Origin of the sequence: Mesorhizobium sp. M1252 (assembly GCF_040318265.1) — a bacterium.
In the GTDB taxonomy this organism is placed as follows: Bacteria; Pseudomonadota; Alphaproteobacteria; order Rhizobiales; family Rhizobiaceae; genus Mesorhizobium.
Genome location: NZ_JAMYLX010000007.1, coordinates 297894 through 314231 on the forward strand (window position 1 = coordinate 297894; position 16338 = coordinate 314231).

Sequence of the window (16338 nt, forward strand, 5' to 3'; positions counted from 1 at the left end):
CAGAAGGAGGTTAGCGCTCCACGCGAGGCGACCCCCTCTGTCGCCTTCGGCGACATCTCCCCCTCAAGGGGGGAGATTAGCTGCTAAGCCCGCCGCCTTTCCGGCCCGCTATCCAGCCACGCCACATCCTCCGCCGACAGCTTGATATCCAGCGCCTTCAAGCTGTCCTCCAACTCGTCCAGCGTGCGCGGGCCGATCAACGGCACCGACGGAAAAGGCTGCGCCAGCACATAGGCGAGCGCGATGTGGATCGGACTTTTGCCCAGGCGCTGCGCCAGCTCGATGGCGCGGTCGCGGCGGCCGAAATTTTTCTCGGAATACCAGACCCGCACCAGCTCCTCATTGTCCTGCTTGTCGCGGCCGGCGCGGTCGGTGAAGAAGCCGCGGCCCTGGCTCGACCAGGCGAAGTTGGGCATCTGCCTTTTCGTCAACCAGGATTTCCAGTCGTCGGTGGACGAGGTGATGCAGCCGGCCCAGATCGGTTCCAGCATCTCGGCCAGCGAGAAATTGTTGGAGAGCACGCCGGGCTTCTGCTTGCCGGTGCGCTCGGCATAGGCAATCGCCTCGTCCATGCGCGCCATCGTCCAGTTCGAGCCGCCGAACGGGCCACGGATGCGGCCGGCCTTGACCTCGGCGTCCATCGCATCGACGAATTCGCCGACCGGCACATCCGGGTTGTCGCGGTGCATGAAATAGAGGTCGACATGGTCGGTCTGCAGCCGGTCCAACGACTGGGCGAGCTGCTTGCCGATGACATCGGGATAGCAGAGCGGCGAGTGGGCGCCCTTGGCGATGATCACCGACTGCTCGCGCACGCCGCGATTCCTGAGCCACTGGCCAAGCAGCGTTTCGGTGTAGCCGGCGCCGTAGACATAGCCGGTATCGAACAGATTGCCGCCGGTCTCGAAGAAGGCGTCGAGCAGGATTGCGCCCGACGAGAAGGTGCGGAAATCCTCGAAGCCGAGCGCCACCACGGAGGCCGGCTTCGACAGGCCCGGAATCTTGCGCTTGCCAATGGCCGTGCCGCCGGTGCGCAGCGGCCGGCCCGAAATGGTGTTGGTTCGCTTAGCCGGCTTTTCGATCTCATATTCGAGCCCGACGGCGGCGCGCCATCTGTCGAGGACGCGCAGCGTGCTGAGGCTGTCGGCCCAGCTCATGCCCGGCCAGGCGAACTCCTGTTTGCCGGCCAGGATCGCCTCGCCGGCGGCGTCGACCTCGAAGGAATAGAGATGGCGGGTTTCGTTGACGCTGATGGTATCGCGCGTGTCGTCGGCGAGAATTACATCGATCCGGCCAGGGCCGCCATCGCGGTTGCCGCCGCCGGCGAACCAGAAATCCGGCACCTCGATGCGGCCCTTGGTGCCGAGGATGCGCAGGACATTGTCCTGTTTCAGCGAGATGCTGCAGGACACCTCGGCGACGACGCCACCGGGGAAATGCAGCAGCGCCGAGGCCCATTCGTCGACGCCGGACTTGCCGAGATGGGCGGTGCCGACAACCTTGTCCGGCTCGGCGAAGGGTTTTCCAGTCGCAGCCCCGGCAATCAGCCGCACCATCGAGACGGGATAGCCGCCGACATCGAGGATGCCGCCGCCGGCGAGATCGTTGGCGTAGAGCCGGTGCTCGGGCATGAAGCCCGGCATGGCGAAGCCGAAGCTCGACTTCATCAGCCTGACATCGCCGATGACGCCCGACTTGATGAGTTCCACCAGCTTCGCCGTCTGCGGGTGCAGCCGGTACATGAACGCTTCGCCGAGGAAGGTGCCGGCCTTGCGCGCAGCATGGATCATGGCGTCGGCCTCGAAGGCGGTCAGCGCCAGCGGCTTTTCGCACAGCACATGCTTGCCGGCTTCCGCCGCCTTGATTGCCCATTCGGCGTGGCCGGGATGCGGGATGGCGATATAGACGGCGTCGACCTCGGGGTCAGCGAGCAGCGCGTCGTAACCGTCGAGGATGCGGGCGCCGGGAAACGTCTCGGCCAGGCCTGCCTTGCCGGGATTGCGGGCGCCGAGCGCCACGATCGTGCCGGTGCGCGAGCCTGCCACGCCGCGGGCGAACGCTTTGGCGATGTCGCCGGGCCCGAGTACCCCCCAGCGGATGGGCGCGGTTGCAGTCATGGTCATTCTCCTTGCATAGCTGGAAGGTCAGCGCAGCCGCTGGCCGTTTTCATCGAACAGATAGGATTTGCGGATGGACACGGTGATCGCCTGGGTGTCGGGGACCTTTGCCGCGTCGCGCTGGATCACCAGGTCTTCGCCATGGGCGGTCCTGGCATAGATGAAGCTGGTGCCGCCGAGATGCTCGACCACGTCGATGCCGACGGTGAGGTCGGCGTCGCCTTCGCCGCCATTGCCGAAATGTTCGGGCCGCACGCCGACAATGACCTTGGCTCCTGTTTGCGGCACGGCGCCGGTCAACGGTTGCATAATGCGGGTCATTTCCTCGCCCACCAGCTCGACGGTGACGCTGCTCATGTTGCGCCCGACGACGCGGCCCTTGATGAAATTCATCCTCGGCGAGCCTACAAAGCCGGCGACGAACTGGTTGTCGGGATTGTCGTAGAGATCGAGCGGCCTGCCGATCTGCTCGACATGGCCACCGCGCAGCACGACGATCCGGTCGGCCAGCGTCATCGCCTCGGTCTGGTCGTGGGTGACATAGATCATCGTTGTGCCGAGTTCCTTGTGCAGGCGCGAGATCTCGACCCGCATCTGGACGCGCAGCTCGGCGTCGAGATTGCTCAACGGCTCGTCGAACAGGAAGACTTGCGGTTCGCGCACGATGGCGCGGCCAATGGCGACGCGTTGGCGCTGGCCGCCGGACAATTGCCTCGGCCGCCGCGCCATCAACTCTGTGATGCGCAGGATTTCGGAGGCCCGCTTCACCCGCCGCTCGGTGTCCTCCTTGGGGTTGCCGGTCATCCTGAGACCAAAGCTCAGATTCTGCTCCACGCTCATGTGCGGGTAGAGCGCGTAGGACTGGAATACCATGGCGATGCCGCGCTCGGCCGGCTCGACATCGTTCATCACCTTGCCGCCAATGGCGATCTCGCCGCCGCTGATATCCTCCAGCCCGGCGATCATCCTGAGCAGCGTCGATTTTCCACAACCCGACGGGCCGACAAAGACGACGAACTCGCCATCGGCGATATCGATGTTGGCGCCATGGATGATCTCATAGACGCCGAAGCGTTTTACGACATTGGTGAGGGTGACTGCCGCCATATCGCTGTTGTCCCTACTTGACGGCACCGGCGGCGATGCCGGCGATGAAATGGCGCTGCAGCAGCACGAAGACGACCAGCATCGGTACGGTCAGCATGACGGCGCCGGCCATGATGCCGCCCCATGAGACCTTGGTCAGGCCGATCAGCGTGCCGAGCGCCACAGGGGCCGTCATCGCGCCGGGCTGGCTGTTGATCAAAAGCGGCCAGAGATAATTGTTCCACGAGGCGAGGAACAGGATGATGGCGAGCGCCGCCAGCATCGGCCGCGCCAGCGGCAAAGCGACGAACAGGAAGATACGCCATTCCTTGACGCCCTCGACACGTGCCGCGTCGAAAAGGTCGGCCGGCATCATCGAGAAAGCCTGGCGCATGAACAGCACGCCCAGCGAATTGAACAAGGGTGGCACGATCAGCGCAATCCAGGTGTTGGCGAGCTGGAAGTCGCGCGCCACCATGATGAATTGCGGGATCAGCACCACCGCATAGGGCAGCGTGATGGTGCCGAGGATGATCGCCACCACCGCGCCCTTGCCGAAGAACTGATAGCGGGCGAGCGCCCAGCCGGCCATCGAGGTCAGCAGCACCGAGAAGAAGGTGTAGGTCACCGCCACCGCCACCGAAATACCGATAGCGCCGACGAAATTGGTGTCGCGCTGCAGGTTGTTGAAATTGTCGACGAAATTGCCGTGCGGCAGAAGCTCGATGCCGGGGCTGAAAATGCCGTTGTCGGGCATGGTCGAAAACACCACCATCATCCACAGCGGAAACAGCCAGATCACCGCCAGCGGCGTCAGGACCAGATGCAGCAGGACGCTGCGGCCGAGCCGGCGTTGCGAGAGCGAACTCATTTCGCCTCCCCTCTCATTTGGGCTCTCGTGTCAGCCACAGTTGCACCAGCGTGATGGCGATTGCCAGCCCCGCCATGGTGTAGGCGACGGCCGAGGCGTAGCCGAAATTGAGCGAGCGAAAACCCTGGCGGTAGAGCAGCAGGCCAAGCGTCTCGGTGCCGCCGCCGGGGCCGCCGCGCTCGGTGATCAGGAACGGCTCGGTGAACAGCTGCATGGTGCCGATGATCGACAGCACGGCGCAAAACACGATGACCGGCTTGAGCAGCGGCAGCGTTATGTAGAAGAACTGCTTGAGCTTGCTGACGCGGTCGAGCGTCGCTGCTTCATAGACATCCTCGGGGATCGACTGCAGGCCGGCGAGCAGGATGATGGCGTTGTAGCCGGCCCAGCGCCAGGTTACCGCGATCATGATCAGCGCCATGGCCGGTGTGACGTTGGAGAACCAGTCGATCTTGGACAGGCCGACGCCGGCGAGCAGCTTGTTGATGATGCCGAAATCGAGATTGAACATCAGCCGGAACACGGCGGAATAGGCGACCTCGCCGACCACCACCGGAGCGAAGAAGGCGAAGCGGTAGAGGCCACGTGCTTTCAGCAGCGGCGAGTTCAGCAGCACCGCCATGACGATCGCCAGCGAGATCATCACCGGCACCTGGATGACGAGGATGAGCAGCGTGTTCTTCAGCGCATTGAAGAAAGCGGGGTCGCCGATGAGGCGGCCCCAGTTGAAGGTGGGCGCAAAGCGCCACGGCACGGTGCGCGTCGCCTGGAAGGAGATCATGAACGAGGAAATGATCGGCCACACCCAGAAGATGGCGAAGATCAGCAAATAGGGCGTGAGGAAACGATACGCGGTGGCGTTCTGGTGGCGCATGGTTCCTCCTTTCTTTTTGTTTTCCCTTCTCCCCTTGTGGGAGAAGGTGTCGCCGCAGGCGACGGATGAGGGGTGTTCCAGGGAACACCAACGCCTCACTCCGCTGGAACACCCCTCATCCGTCTCGGCGCTATCGCGCCGATCCACCTTCTCCCACAAGGGGAGAAGGGGAAGTGGAGCTTACTCCTTCACCGGCAATCCGGTCGCCGAGGCGATCTGGCTGGCGGCGTCGTCGAGTGCGGCCTTGGCATCGGGATACCCGCCGCCGAGATATTTGGTCTGCACCGCGCGCATGATGATTTCGGCATCGCTCTGGAACGGCGTGCCGCGGCTCGGCACCACCTTGGGCAGCGTGGCGAGGATGTCCTTCCACACCGCCTGGCCGCCCCAATAGGGCAGGCCTTGCGAGACATAGGGATCGTCGAGCGCCGAGATCAGCGACGGCACCAGGCCGAAATCCCTGAGCATGGTGATCTGGCCTTCGTTGGTTCCCAGTGTGTATTTCAGATAGGCGTAGGCGGCCTCCTTGTTCTTCGAGGCTGAGGTGATGGCGAGCGACGAGCCTCCGAGATTGGCGGCGCGCGGGCCGTCGGCGGTCAGGCTCGGCATCAGATAGACACCCCATTTGCCGTTTTCGCCGGCGGATTCGGTGCGGATGGTGCCCTCATACCAGCCGCCATAGACCTGGGTGGCGACGGTGCCGGCGGTGTTGTTGGTGATCTTGGTGCCCCAGTCGGCCGACGAGATGATGCCGGCGTCCTTCATGTCCTTGATCTTGGCCAGCGTGTCGACGCATTTCGGCTGGTTGACGGTGATCGACTGCCCATCGGCGGCGAAATAGCCGCAGCCCTGTTCGTTGGAAATCATGCGGAAGAATTCGGTGTCGCCGTTGAAATCGGCATTGGTCATGGTGACGCCGGGATTGGCGGCCTGGACCTTCTTGCCGGCGGCGATGAAATCGTCCCAGGTCTTGATCGAGGCCGGATCGACCCCGGCCTTCTCGTAGAAGTCGCGGCGGTAGAAGGCGGCGACTGGGCCGGAATCCCACGGCATGGCATAGGCCTTGTCGCCGACCTCCAATTCGGTGCGCTTGAAATCCGGGAATTTCTTCTGGTCGTCGGCGGTGTAGCCCAGCGTGTGCAAATCGACGAAGCAATCGGGGAACTGGCTCCAGTAGTTCTCGGCCTCGCCGTTTTCGATCGAGACGATATCGGGCAGGCCGACGCCGCCGGCCGCACAGCCGGCGATCGACTTGTCATAGGTCGGCTGGTTGCCGAGATCCTGAACGGTGACCTTGACGTCGGGATACTGCTTGTTGAAGCCGGCCACCGTCGCCTTCAGCGACGAAGCGGCGATATTCCAGCTCCAGATCGTGATTTCGCCGGACTGCGCCAAAGCCGGGCCTGAGCCCAGGCCAAGCGCCAGCGCGGCACAGATCAGTGTCGTGCGCATTGAAATCCTCCCATTTCATTTGCTCTCTCTTCGCGAGCATGGCTAGACTAGGCGGCGCGGAAGGCTTGTCCCTGACAACGGGAATAAAAGATGGGCGGAAAGTAAGATGCCGGAACGGCCGTTTTACCAGCCTGGCGCCAGCAGCGTCGAAGGCCTGCCGATGGCTTTGCAGATGTTTCACAACCATCCGCTGGTGATGCTGAAGCCGCACTGGCATGCCCAGGTCGAGGTCAATTTCATCGTCCGCGGCAGCGTGCATTACCGCATGAACGAGCACGAGATCTCGCTGTCGGCCGGCGACATGTGCCTGTTCTGGGGCGGGCTGCCGCACCAGATGGACGATCTCTCCGACGACGCCATCTATGCCGGCGCGCATCTGCCGCTGGTGCATTTCTTCCGCCTGCATCTGCCGACGGATGTCCGCCACAGGCTGATGACCGGCGCCACGCTGGTGACATCGGCGACCGACCAGGCCGACCATCACAATTTCGAGCGCTGGAACCGCTATTTCCGCTCGGGCGATGCGGCGATAACCGAGCACGCCGTGAACGAGCTGCTGCTGCGGTTGGAGCGGGTGCGCTTCGAGCCCTACCGGCTGGTGCCGGAAACCGCCATCGGCCAGGAACCCGGCGGCCCGTTCGACCAGCAATCGCTGCGCAATGTCGGTCGCATGTGCGACTTCATCGCCGAGAATTTCCTCTACGACATAGACTGCGTCGACATCGCGGCGGCGGCCGACATCCATCCCAAATACGCCATGAGCATTTTCAAGAAATCGACCGGCATGACGCTCAACGAATATATGAATCTGCTGCGGCTGAGCTACGCGCAGGCGCTGCTGATGCATGAAGACGCCAATGTGCTGCGCGTCGCCATGGATTCAGGCTTCGGCTCGCTCAGCGCCTTCAACAAATCCTTCCGCAAGCTGGCAGGGATGTCGCCCTCGGATTTTCGCCGGGGTGCGGTGGGCCGATAGGTTCAACGATCATCTTGATCAACCCGCAGCCGTTCCGGGTGGAAACATGTGCAAGGCTAATCGCGACCGCCTTTGTCGGATGCGATCATCAACTTGGAGAAAGTTGTCAGCGACTTGGCGTTTCATGAGCGCCTTCCCCCACTCCGTCGCTGCTTCGCTCGACGGAGTGGGGTCGACCTGGCTCTGGCGTTGTCATTTCAAGCCGGGACCGGTGCCCTCCGCCCGAGGAAACCCGACAATTACCGCCAGCCCAGGCCGGCGATCCTCCAGCGCAATCGTTGCACCATGCAGGTCGGCGATGGCCCGCACAAGGCTGAGGCCCAGGCCGCTGCCGGGCGTGGTGCGGCTGGAGTCCAGCCGGTAGAGCCGCTGGAACACTTTTTCGCGCTCCTGCGCCGGGATGCCGGGGCCATTGTCGGCGACCTCAGCCAGAATGCGGTCGCCTTGCCGCCGCACCGATAGAAGGATTGCCGTGCCATCGGGGCAATGCCGCAGCGCGTTCTCAACCAGATTGGCAAACAATTGCGTCAGCAGGTCGCGGTCGCCGTGGACCAGGCATGGGGTGCCGTGGACGATCGTGGCCGACAGCGACTTGCCGTCATCCTCGGCGACACCGGCGTAGATTTCGGCAATGGCATCGATGACGCCGGTGAGGTCGAGATCGACAAAGCGCGACTTGCGGGCGCCGGCCTCGATCTGGGCAATACGCAACAGCGCATCGAAAGTATCGTTGATCTGCAGGCTTTCCCCACGTGCCTCCGCCAGCTCATCGGCAACGGCCTCACCCCGCGCGGTCCTGTCGGCCGCAGCTTCCAAAATCATCTGCAGCCGGTTGAGCGGCGTCTTCAGATCATGCGCGATGTCGGCGCTGACCTGGCGCATGCCGTCCACCAGCGCCGCCAGCCGCTCCAGCGCGGCGTTGACCTGGCGCGAGACGCCGTCAATGTCGTCGCCATTGCCGAGCAGTGGAATGCGGGCGTCGAGCCGGCCGTTGGAGACATCGTCCATGGTGGTGGCAATGCCGTCGAGGCGACGCTGCACACGCGACGCCAGCAAGGCGCCGCCAGCCACCGCCAGCCCTGAAATGATCAGGGTGGCCCAGCCGAAGCTCATCAAAACGATGCGTTCCAGCTCCTCGGTTTCGGAGAGCGAGAAGGCGATTGTCAGGCTGTTGGGCCCGACCGAACCGGTCCAGGCGCGGTACATAGTGTCCGGCGCAACGCCTGGCAGGGAAGCGGCAAAATCCGAAAAGCCATCGGGAAGGTCGGCGGCGGTGAAATTCCCGGCCAGGCGATTGCCGGCGGGATCGGTGAGCGAGAACAGCTGTTCCTTGCTCGGGCTGAGCGCGGCGTGGCTGTCGACTGCCGAAACCAGATCCTCCCGGTCGTTTCCGGCATAGGTCACCGCCACGACCGAATAGGTCTCCTTGACCGACTGGTCGAGCTGCTCGGCAAGATCCGCGCTCATCAGCTGGTAGACGATGGCGCCTGACAGGATGAAGGCGAGCACGAACAGCAAGGCGAAGGTCAGGGCCAGCCGAAACGGCGTGCTGCGCAGCAGGCGAGAGCCTGTCTCAGTCATAGTGCGTTTCAGTCATGGCAAGCTTCAGTCATGGCAAGTTTCTGTCATGCCGCGCCTCAGTCGTGAACACTGTAGCCAGTGTTGCGCACGGTGTGGATCAACGCGGTTTCGAACGGCCTGTCGATCTTGGCGCGCAGCCGGCTGATATGGGTTTCGACGACGCTGGTCTTGGGGTCGAAGTGAAAATCCCAGACCCGTTCCAGAAGCATGGTGCGGGTGATGACGCGGCCCTCGCCGCGCATCAGCACTTCGAGCAGGCTGAATTCGCGCGGCTGCAGGTCGATCGCCTGGCCCTGCCTGGTGACGCGGCGCTGGATCAGGTCCATTTCGAGGTCTGCGATGCGCAGCGTCGTCTTCAGCTCCTGCACCGCAGGGCGACGGCCGAGCGCGTTGATGCGGGCGAGCAGTTCGGAAAAGGCGAATGGCTTGACGAGATAGTCGTCGCCGCCGGCCTCGAGCCCTTCAACCCTGTCGTCGACGCCGCCGACCGAGGTCAGAAAGATCGCCGGCGTGCGCACGCCCGCCGCCCGCACCGCCTTGATCATCGACAGGCCGTCGAGGCCGGGCAGCATGCGGTCGACGACGATCACGTCATAGGCGTCGCGTGTCGCGGCAAACAGCGCGTCATGCCCGTCACGCAGCAGATCGCAGACATGCCCGGCTTCGCTCAGGCCCTTGACGACATAGTCTGCGGTCCTGGGGTCATCCTCAACAAGGAGAAGTCGCATCTCTGTTCCGGTCTGTTGCCGAGGCTTTGCCAGAGCGGCATGCTAGCACCGGCGGCGGTCCGTTCCTAGAATATCCGCCGGCGCCTGGTCGCTCGTGGTCGTTGCACATGTCCATAAGTGTCATCCGACCGGATCGCGCGCAGGGACAAGCATCCTGCGCAGCACGGCGTCTTTCAGAATAAAATGATGGAAGAGTGCCGCACCGGCATGAATGCAGATCAGAACGATGAATACCGGCTTTGCCCAAGTATGGACATCGCCCAAGGCAATCGTGGTGGTTTGCAGACGGACGCCCAAATTGTCGACCAGATTGTCGGTGATCAAGGTGCCGACGACGCTGATCAGCACCACCGCCAGCCAATAGGCATGGCACATAACGCTTCTGCGCGAATTGCAGCGCCAGCGCGACGACAAGGATGCCGGTCATGATCAGCGAGGTGACGGTCAGTCCGAAGCCAAGATTGACGGCCGGATAGTCGGCCGCCGTCTCGCTAGTGGGTGGCGAGACACCGGCGCTATGAGAGCCCTGCCGGGGTGCAGGAACTATGATGAGCTACGCTCCCCCCAAGCCGGCAGCGAAGGCGTTCGACCAGCACAAGCGCCTGCTCGTCATACAAGTGGCGGCAGCCCTCGCCGTCATGCTGTTGCTGTTCACCAAGCCCTTTCTCGTCGAAGGCTCGGACGGGCACGGATACATTGAGGCGCTGGGCATCGGCTTCGTGCTGGTCTGCTTCCTTGGCCGTCTGTGGAGCATTCTCTATGTCGGCGGAAGGAAGAACGACGAGCTGGTCACCATCGGCCCGTTCTCGATGAGCCGGAACCCGCTCTACTTCTTTTCCACGGTCGGCGCGGCGGGCGTCGGGTTGATGTACGGCTCGGTGCTGGTGGCGGCGGCGCTGGCTCTGGTGAGCTACCTGGTGTTCCGGGTGACGGTGCGCAAGGAAGCCGAGTTCCTGTTTGGAAAGTTCGGCCCCGCCTACAGCGTCTATGCCGAACGCACGCCGCCTTTCTGGCCGAACCCGCTGCTGTTTCACGATCAAGCCGAACGCCGGTTCTCGACAAAGGCGTTGCGGCGGACATTCACGGACGGGCTCTATTTCCTGGCGCTGTTCCCGGCCATCGAGACGATTGAGCAGTTGCGGATCAGCGGCATGCTGCCGGTGTTTTTCACCCTCTACTGACCGGAGCGCCGTGCCGCGCGGCGCACGCTGTAGAGCAGGATGACGAGGCAGCCGGGCAGAAGCAGGACGCCGCCGGCAAGCGGCGGCAACGCCAGCAGCTTCACTGCCGCGGCAATCGCTACGATCAACAGCAGCGCCAGCGTCGCAAGGCTGCCGTCGTCGATGAACATGCCGACGAGCTCCTTTAGAATGAGGCGGACGACGTTCATCGAGCAACTCCTTGTGCAGCCTTGGGGTAGCTGGCGCGCAACCAGCGCACCATGGCGAAGCACGCGACGGCGATGATTGCGAAGATGGCCAGCAGCGCCAGATCGGCGCCCGGCCAGTCGGTGCCCAGGCCTTCGCCGGTCCAGAAAATGCCGAAGCTTGTCAACATCAGGCCGACGGCGAATTTGAGCGCGTTTTCCGGCACCCGCGCCAGCGGCCTGTGCACCGCAAGGCCGATGATCGTTACCAGGACGAAGGCTGCCAACGCGCCAAGGCTGGCATAGAAGGTCTGTGCATGCGCGGCGCCGACGGCAATGACGATGAACACCACCTCGACACCTTCGAGCAGCACCGCCTTGAAGGCCGCGAGCCCGGCCAGATAATCGGCGCGGCGGTCATTGGCCTGCTGCTGCAAAGCGGCGGTTTCCTTTGAAAAGGCCGCGTCCTCGTCATGCAGGGCGATGACGCCGACACTGCGCAAAATGGCCTTTCTCAACCAGCGCATGCCAAACAGGACTAGGAGCACGCCGACGACGAACTGCAGCACCGCAATGGGAATCAGCGCCAGCAGCGGTCCGAAGGCCAGCACCAGAGCCGCCAGCACCGCCAGCGCCAGCGCCGCGCCTGTCAGCGCTGGCCGCCAGCTGCGGGTGACGCCTACCGCCAGCACGATGGTGAAGGCCTCGACCACTTCGACGAAGGAGGCAAGGAACGAGGCGGTCACGGTGGAAAGTATGGGCGTCAGGCCGTTCATGAAGGTTTCCTGTCTGCGGGAATCACTAGCCTGAGAAGGATACAGCGCTCCGGCGGAAGGGAGAACGCGCCGGCATCGTCGCCATGGTCTATCTGTTGCGTCAACATCGGTGGCCCGGTCGCCGGCGTCGCTACGAGCTGCTCGGCGTCGGCGACAATTTCAAGCCGATCGTGCTAGGCCTTGTCATTGTGCTCGCCGTCATTCTGGATGCCTATCGGGAAAAGCTGTTGAGGGTGATCCGATAAAGCGCGTCGCGCTTTTTGGTTTTTGTTTTATGGATGTCATTTTCCCAGATCCGCCGGACACTCCGGGCGACATGCACTAGGGGACAAGAAATGACGACGATTGCCGATGTCGCGCGCCATGCCGGAGTGTCGGTCGCAACCGTCTCGCATGTGATGAACCGCACGCGCCATGTCGAGCCGGAGACGGCCGAGCGCGTGCATTCGGCCATCGCCGCCTTGCGCTACAGTCCGAACACGCTGGCGCGCAGCCTGAGGCGCGGCGAGACCAAGACCATCGGCCTGCTGCTGCCGGACAATTCCAATCCGTTCTTCGCCGGCGTGGCACGCCAGATCGAGGATGCCGGCTTCCTTGCCGGCTATACGGTGATCCTGTGCAACTCCGACGGCAGCGCCGAGAAGGAGGAGCGCTACCTCCAGGTGCTGATGGCCAAGCAGATCGACGGGCTGATCTTTGCCGGCTCGTCCGATCATGCGCGGGTGTTCTCCAGCCTTCTGCCCGGCGTCCCGGCGGTGCTGATCGACCGCGAGATCCATTCGGTCAATGTCGATTCCGTGCTGGTCGATCACGATTATGGCGGCTATCTCGCCGGCCGCTATCTGGCCGGGCTCGGTCACGAGAAGATCGGCGTCATCGGCGGCCCGCGCGATTCCAGCTCCAGCCCCGCCCGCCTGCGCGGCTTCGCCAGGGCGCTGCAGGAAGCCGGCCTCGACCTGCCGCCGGCCTCGGTGGTGGATTCCGACTACCACTTCGCCGGCGGCCGCATGGCGATGGAGCGGCTGATGGCGCAGGCGCCGGGGATCACGGCGCTGTTTGCCTGTAACGATCTGATGGCCATGGGCGCGCTGACAGTGCTGCGCGGGCGCGGATTGCGGGTCCCCGGCGACATGTCGATGATCGGCTTCGACGACATACCCTATGCCGTCACCACCTGGCCGCCACTGACGACGATCGCACAGCCGGTCGAGAAGATCGGCACGCGGGCGGTCAGCCTGCTGCTCGAGCGGGTTGCCGAGCCGGCGGCGCATTCGCGCCGCGAAGTGCTCACCCCGGTGCTCGTCGAACGGGAGAGCTGCGCGCCGTTGCGCGGCTGAAGCCCCTCAGGCGGCTGCCGGCTGCAGCGCTGCCCTGAGCAGCATGCCGAAGAGGTCGCGCGGCTCGTCGGGATCGGCGAGCAGGTCGAGCTCCTCGTAGAGGCCGGTGGCCTGAAGCTGGTCTCTGATATAGCGCAGTGCGGAAAAATCCTCGGTGGCGAAGCCGACGGAATCGAACAAGGTGATCTGTTCCGCCGTCTTGCGGCCTTCCGCCTTGCCGGTCATCACCTGCCACAACTCGGTCACCGGATGGTCGGCGTGGAGCTGCTGGATTTCGCCCTCGATGCGCGTCTGCGGCGAGAACTCGACGAAGATGTCGGAGCGCAAAAGGATGTCGCGGTGCAGTTCCGTCTTGCCGGGGCAGTCGCCGCCGACCGCGTTGATGTGCACGCCGGAACCGACCATGTTGTCGGTCAGAATGGTGGCGGACAGCTTGTCGGCGGTCACCGTGGTGATGATGTCGACTCCTTCCACAGCATCCTGGCCGGTGGCGCAGATGGTGATGTCAAAGCCTTTGCCGGCGAGGTTGCGGGCGCATTTTTCCGAAGCCGAGCGGTCGATGTCGTAGAGCCGCAGCCGGTCGATGCCGAGCAGCGCTTTGAAGGCGACAGCCTGGAATTCGGACTGGGCGCCATTTCCGATGATGGCCATCGAGCGCGCGCCTTTCGGCGCCAGATATTTGGCCGCGACAGCGGAGGTCGCCGCGGTGCGCAGCGCCGTCAGGATCGTCATTTCGGTGAGCAGCATCGGATAGCCGGAGCCGACATCGGCGAGCACGCCGAAGGCGGTGACGGTCTGGCGCCCCTCGCGCATGTTCTTGGGATGGCCGTTGACATATTTGAAGCCGTATAGCCGGCCGTCGCTGGTCGGCATCAGTTCGATGACGCCGTCATGGCTGTGCGAGGCGATGCGCGGCGTCTTGTCGAACAGCTCCCAGCGGCGAAAATCCTCCTCGATATAGGCGGCGAGTTCGGTGAGGAACCGCTCGACGCCGATGGTCAGGACCAGCTTCATCATGCGGTCGACGCTGACGAAGGGGACGATGGCAAGGCGGGAAGGCTGGGTCATGCAATGCTTCCGGAATGGCTGCGGGTCGGGCGGTCCATGATGCGCCGGCCCATCAGGCTGGCGGCGAGGTCGACAATCAGCGTGGCGGTGCGGCCGCGCTCGTCGAGGAACGGGTTGAGCTCGACCAGATCAAGGCTGGAGACCAGGCCGCTGTCGGACAGCATCTCCATCACCAGATGCGCCTCGCGAAAAGTGGCGCCGCCGGGCACGGTGGTGCCGACGGCCGGCGCGATGGAGGGGTCGAGGAAGTCGACGTCGAGGCTGACATGCAGCAGGCCGTTTTCCTTTTCGACGATGGCCAGGAAGGCGCGCAGCAAAGGTGCAACGCCGTGCTCGTCAATGGTGCGCATGTCGTGCACGGTAACCCCCGCTTCGCTCAGCGCCCGGCGCTCCGCCGGATCGACGCTGCGCAGGCCCATGACGCAGATGTGGGCAGGGTCGACGGCGACAGGCAGGTCCGGGAAATAACCGTTGAAGCCCGGCCGGCCGCTGGCATAGGCGAGCGGCACGCCGTGCAGATTGCCGCTGACGGTGGTATCGAGCGTGTGGAAATCGGGATGTGCGTCGAGCCACAGCACGAAGAGCGGCCGGCCGCGTTCGGCGGCGCGGCGGGCTATGCCCGACACCGTGCCGGCCGATATCGCGTGGTCGCCGCCAAGGAAGATCGGCATGGCGTCTCGCGAAGCCGCATAGGCGGTCTCGGCAATTGCCGCCGTCCAGGCGGAAATCTCCGGCAGGGCCTTCAGCGCGAGATTGCCGTGGACGATTGCGCGCACGGCGGCCGGTTGCACCGCGCCCCAGTCCTCGACCTCGTGGCCGAGTTCCGACAGCACCGAGGCAAGCCCGGCCGTGCGCAGCGCGCTCGGCCCCATCTCGCATCCCATCCTGCCGGCGCCGTCCTGCACCGGCGCGCCAACGATCCTGCAGCGCATGGTTTTTGGTGTCCTTGCAAATTGATTGGGCAATTGATGCGTGGAATGAACCATCCTGGACCGGCAGTTTGAACAGGCGAAATTGGCATTTCGAGAAGAATGATTTATCAATTCGATAAGTCAGTTTGGTCAAAGTGGATAGAATCATGGACTTGCTCGACGAAAGGCTGGTCACGCTGCTCAGGCATGATGCCCGGCGCAGCATCTCCGATCTCGCGGTCGATCTGGGGGTGTCGCGCGCCACGGTCAGGGCGCGCATGGAGCGGCTGGAAAAAACGGGCGAGATCATCGGCTACACGGTGGTGCTGCGCGCCGACGCGGTCGACCAGCGGATACGCGGCGTGATGATGATCGAGATCGAGGGCCATGCCGCCGACCGCGTGGTCCGGGCGCTCGGCGGCCTCGCCGAGGTTTCGACCATTCACACCACCAATGGCCGGTGGGACCTGGTGGTCGAACTCGGAACGGCGTCGCTCACCGATTTCGACGCGGTGCTTAGGCGGATACGGCTCATCCCGGGGATAACCGGCAGCGAGACAAGTCTGCTGCTGGCAACGCCGAGGACGACAAGGGCAAGGTTGGCGTAGCCGTCCTTCCGGCCGGCGTGTTCACGCAAAGCTTTGTGACGGATCTGGCGAATGGGTCGCCTGGCTGACGAATCTCATTGGGGCCGCAGCTATCCTCCACATGACGGAGGAAGCCGGCATGACGCGAGATTGCACCAGCTTCAACGGTGCAAGGACCGGACGCTTGCCACAGGCCAAGGCTGATGGCAGGATAAAAGGCCGCAACGTGCGGCCTCTGGCGGCCGTTGTGTTTCGATGGATTATGAAGCATTTTCCCAAGGTGCGGGTTCTCCTCACAATGTGCGGCAGCCTCGTTTCGCCTTGGTCGCCCTTGATTTTTCGCAATGTGCGCTTTGCCTGCCTCAGGCCGCAGGGCATTTAATTCCACGGGGTCAAGCCTCATGACAGAGATTTGTGCTCGGGCCGTCTATCGTCGGCGAAGACAAGGCATGGCGCCACAATCAGCGCCCCTGGCATTCGTGACCTGGTGAAGAATGCCGTTGCGTACCTCTCGCCCCCATGTTTCAAAACAGGTCGATAGACCCGCGAGAATGGTTTCGAAGCCTGCGGGGTTGCCCACGGTCCGGCGAGAATTCTAAAAGACGTTC

General features: G+C 63.7%; 15 protein-coding genes and 2 pseudogenes. 5 read left to right on the forward strand and 12 right to left on the reverse strand.

Going from position 1 to position 16338, the window contains the following annotated elements; all coding sequences use genetic code 11:
* Positions 1-83 precede the first annotated feature (83 nt).
* The 5 genes from NKH22_RS16995 to NKH22_RS17015 all read right to left on the reverse strand — a co-directional run bounded on the left by NKH22_RS16995 (position 84) and on the right by NKH22_RS17015 (position 6400).
* Positions 84-2117 carry an aldo/keto reductase gene (locus NKH22_RS16995; RefSeq protein WP_023685053.1) on the reverse strand — a complete coding sequence of 678 codons (2034 nt, stop codon included), beginning with the start codon at positions 2115-2117 and terminating at the stop codon, positions 84-86.
* Positions 2118-2144: 27 nt separating this feature from the next.
* Positions 2145-3224, reverse strand: a complete 1080-nt coding sequence (locus NKH22_RS17000; RefSeq protein ID WP_352910200.1) for an ABC transporter ATP-binding protein — start codon at positions 3222-3224, stop codon at positions 2145-2147.
* A gap of 13 nt (positions 3225-3237) precedes the next feature.
* Entirely contained in the window at positions 3238-4074 is an 837-nt protein-coding gene (locus NKH22_RS17005) for a carbohydrate ABC transporter permease (protein WP_023672164.1), read from the reverse strand.
* 13 nt (positions 4075-4087) lie between these two features.
* Positions 4088-4948, reverse strand: a complete 861-nt coding sequence (locus tag NKH22_RS17010; protein ID WP_023692906.1) for a carbohydrate ABC transporter permease — start codon at positions 4946-4948, stop codon at positions 4088-4090.
* 180 nt (positions 4949-5128) lie between these two features.
* Positions 5129-6400, reverse strand: coding sequence for an ABC transporter substrate-binding protein (locus NKH22_RS17015; protein ID WP_352910203.1), 1272 nt, complete (start codon positions 6398-6400; stop codon positions 5129-5131).
* Between the two features lie 106 nt (positions 6401-6506).
* Here NKH22_RS17015 and NKH22_RS17020 point away from each other — a divergent pair, with 106 nt between their 5' ends.
* Complete coding sequence (locus tag NKH22_RS17020) at positions 6507-7376, forward strand: helix-turn-helix domain-containing protein (RefSeq protein ID WP_023672161.1); 870 nt, start codon at positions 6507-6509, stop codon at positions 7374-7376.
* Positions 7377-7568: 192 nt separating this feature from the next.
* Here the strand turns inward: NKH22_RS17020 and NKH22_RS17025 are convergent, their stop codons facing one another.
* The 3 genes and pseudogenes from NKH22_RS17025 to NKH22_RS17035 form a co-directional block, all read right to left on the reverse strand.
* Positions 7569-8957: a HAMP domain-containing sensor histidine kinase gene (locus tag NKH22_RS17025; protein ID WP_023692904.1), complete on the reverse strand. Its 1389-nt coding sequence runs from the start codon at positions 8955-8957 to the stop codon at positions 7569-7571.
* Between the two features lie 56 nt (positions 8958-9013).
* Positions 9014-9685: a winged helix-turn-helix domain-containing protein gene (locus tag NKH22_RS17030; protein WP_023672160.1), complete on the reverse strand. Its 672-nt coding sequence runs from the start codon at positions 9683-9685 to the stop codon at positions 9014-9016.
* A gap of 120 nt (positions 9686-9805) precedes the next feature.
* Positions 9806-10175 (reverse strand): annotated as a pseudogene (locus NKH22_RS17035) (hypothetical protein); the annotation flags it as partial.
* 58 nt (positions 10176-10233) lie between these two features.
* Between NKH22_RS17035 and NKH22_RS17040 the strand changes: the two are divergent.
* Positions 10234-10866, forward strand: a complete 633-nt coding sequence (locus tag NKH22_RS17040; RefSeq protein WP_023687613.1) for a methyltransferase family protein — start codon at positions 10234-10236, stop codon at positions 10864-10866.
* Here NKH22_RS17040 and NKH22_RS17045 read toward each other — a convergent pair.
* A complete protein-coding gene (locus NKH22_RS17045; RefSeq protein WP_023672157.1) occupies positions 10860-11075 on the reverse strand; it encodes a hypothetical protein in 216 nt (71 codons plus the stop codon). The two genes, NKH22_RS17040 and NKH22_RS17045, sit on opposite strands and share 7 nt — an antisense overlap.
* Positions 11072-11827: a COG4280 domain-containing protein gene (locus NKH22_RS17050; protein ID WP_023692903.1), complete on the reverse strand. Its 756-nt coding sequence runs from the start codon at positions 11825-11827 to the stop codon at positions 11072-11074. Before NKH22_RS17050 ends, NKH22_RS17045 begins: the two co-directional genes overlap by 4 nt.
* A gap of 59 nt (positions 11828-11886) precedes the next feature.
* On the opposite strand from NKH22_RS17050, the pseudogene NKH22_RS31525 reads away from it, so the two are divergent.
* Positions 11887-12072 (forward strand): annotated as a pseudogene (locus NKH22_RS31525) (ABC transporter permease); the annotation flags it as partial.
* Between the two features lie 90 nt (positions 12073-12162).
* The gene (locus tag NKH22_RS17060; RefSeq protein ID WP_023692902.1) at positions 12163-13164 is read left to right on the forward strand and encodes a LacI family DNA-binding transcriptional regulator; all 1002 of its coding nucleotides are present in this window, start codon (positions 12163-12165) and stop codon (positions 13162-13164) included.
* Positions 13165-13170: 6 nt separating this feature from the next.
* Here NKH22_RS17060 and ocd read toward each other — a convergent pair whose 3' ends face one another.
* Positions 13171-14232, reverse strand: coding sequence for an ornithine cyclodeaminase (gene ocd / locus NKH22_RS17065; RefSeq protein WP_023692901.1), 1062 nt, complete (start codon positions 14230-14232; stop codon positions 13171-13173).
* Positions 14229-15164, reverse strand: a complete 936-nt coding sequence (gene rocF / locus NKH22_RS17070) for an arginase (RefSeq protein WP_023822324.1) — start codon at positions 15162-15164, stop codon at positions 14229-14231. Before rocF ends, ocd begins: the two co-directional genes overlap by 4 nt.
* 146 nt (positions 15165-15310) lie before the next feature.
* Between rocF and NKH22_RS17075 the strand changes: the two genes are divergently transcribed.
* Entirely contained in the window at positions 15311-15751 is a 441-nt protein-coding gene (locus NKH22_RS17075) for an Lrp/AsnC family transcriptional regulator (RefSeq protein ID WP_023685065.1), read from the forward strand.
* The last annotated feature ends 587 nt before the right edge of the window (positions 15752-16338 follow it).

Bases quoted from the DNA above. Each gene is read 5' to 3' on its own strand.
- NKH22_RS16995 (WP_023685053.1), bottom strand. From the start codon at position 2,117: ATGACTGCAACCGCGCCCATCCGCTGGGGGGTACTCGGGCCCGGCGAC.
- NKH22_RS17000 (WP_352910200.1), bottom strand. From the start codon at position 3,224: ATGGCGGCAGTCACCCTCACCAATGTCGTAAAACGCTTCGGCGTCTAT.
- NKH22_RS17005 (WP_023672164.1), bottom strand. From the start codon at position 4,074: ATGAGTTCGCTCTCGCAACGCCGGCTCGGCCGCAGCGTCCTGCTGCAT.
- NKH22_RS17010 (WP_023692906.1), bottom strand. From the start codon at position 4,948: ATGCGCCACCAGAACGCCACCGCGTATCGTTTCCTCACGCCCTATTTG.
- NKH22_RS17015 (WP_352910203.1), bottom strand. From the start codon at position 6,400: ATGCGCACGACACTGATCTGTGCCGCGCTGGCGCTTGGCCTGGGCTCA.
- NKH22_RS17020 (WP_023672161.1), top strand. From the start codon at position 6,507: ATGCCGGAACGGCCGTTTTACCAGCCTGGCGCCAGCAGCGTCGAAGGC.
- NKH22_RS17025 (WP_023692904.1), bottom strand. From the start codon at position 8,957: ATGACTGAGACAGGCTCTCGCCTGCTGCGCAGCACGCCGTTTCGGCTG.
- NKH22_RS17030 (WP_023672160.1), bottom strand. From the start codon at position 9,685: ATGCGACTTCTCCTTGTTGAGGATGACCCCAGGACCGCAGACTATGTC.
- NKH22_RS17040 (WP_023687613.1), top strand. From the start codon at position 10,234: ATGAGCTACGCTCCCCCCAAGCCGGCAGCGAAGGCGTTCGACCAGCAC.
- NKH22_RS17045 (WP_023672157.1), bottom strand. From the start codon at position 11,075: ATGAACGTCGTCCGCCTCATTCTAAAGGAGCTCGTCGGCATGTTCATC.
- NKH22_RS17050 (WP_023692903.1), bottom strand. From the start codon at position 11,827: ATGAACGGCCTGACGCCCATACTTTCCACCGTGACCGCCTCGTTCCTT.
- NKH22_RS17060 (WP_023692902.1), top strand. From the start codon at position 12,163: ATGACGACGATTGCCGATGTCGCGCGCCATGCCGGAGTGTCGGTCGCA.
- ocd (WP_023692901.1), bottom strand. From the start codon at position 14,232: ATGACCCAGCCTTCCCGCCTTGCCATCGTCCCCTTCGTCAGCGTCGAC.
- rocF (WP_023822324.1), bottom strand. From the start codon at position 15,164: ATGCGCTGCAGGATCGTTGGCGCGCCGGTGCAGGACGGCGCCGGCAGG.
- NKH22_RS17075 (WP_023685065.1), top strand. From the start codon at position 15,311: ATGGACTTGCTCGACGAAAGGCTGGTCACGCTGCTCAGGCATGATGCC.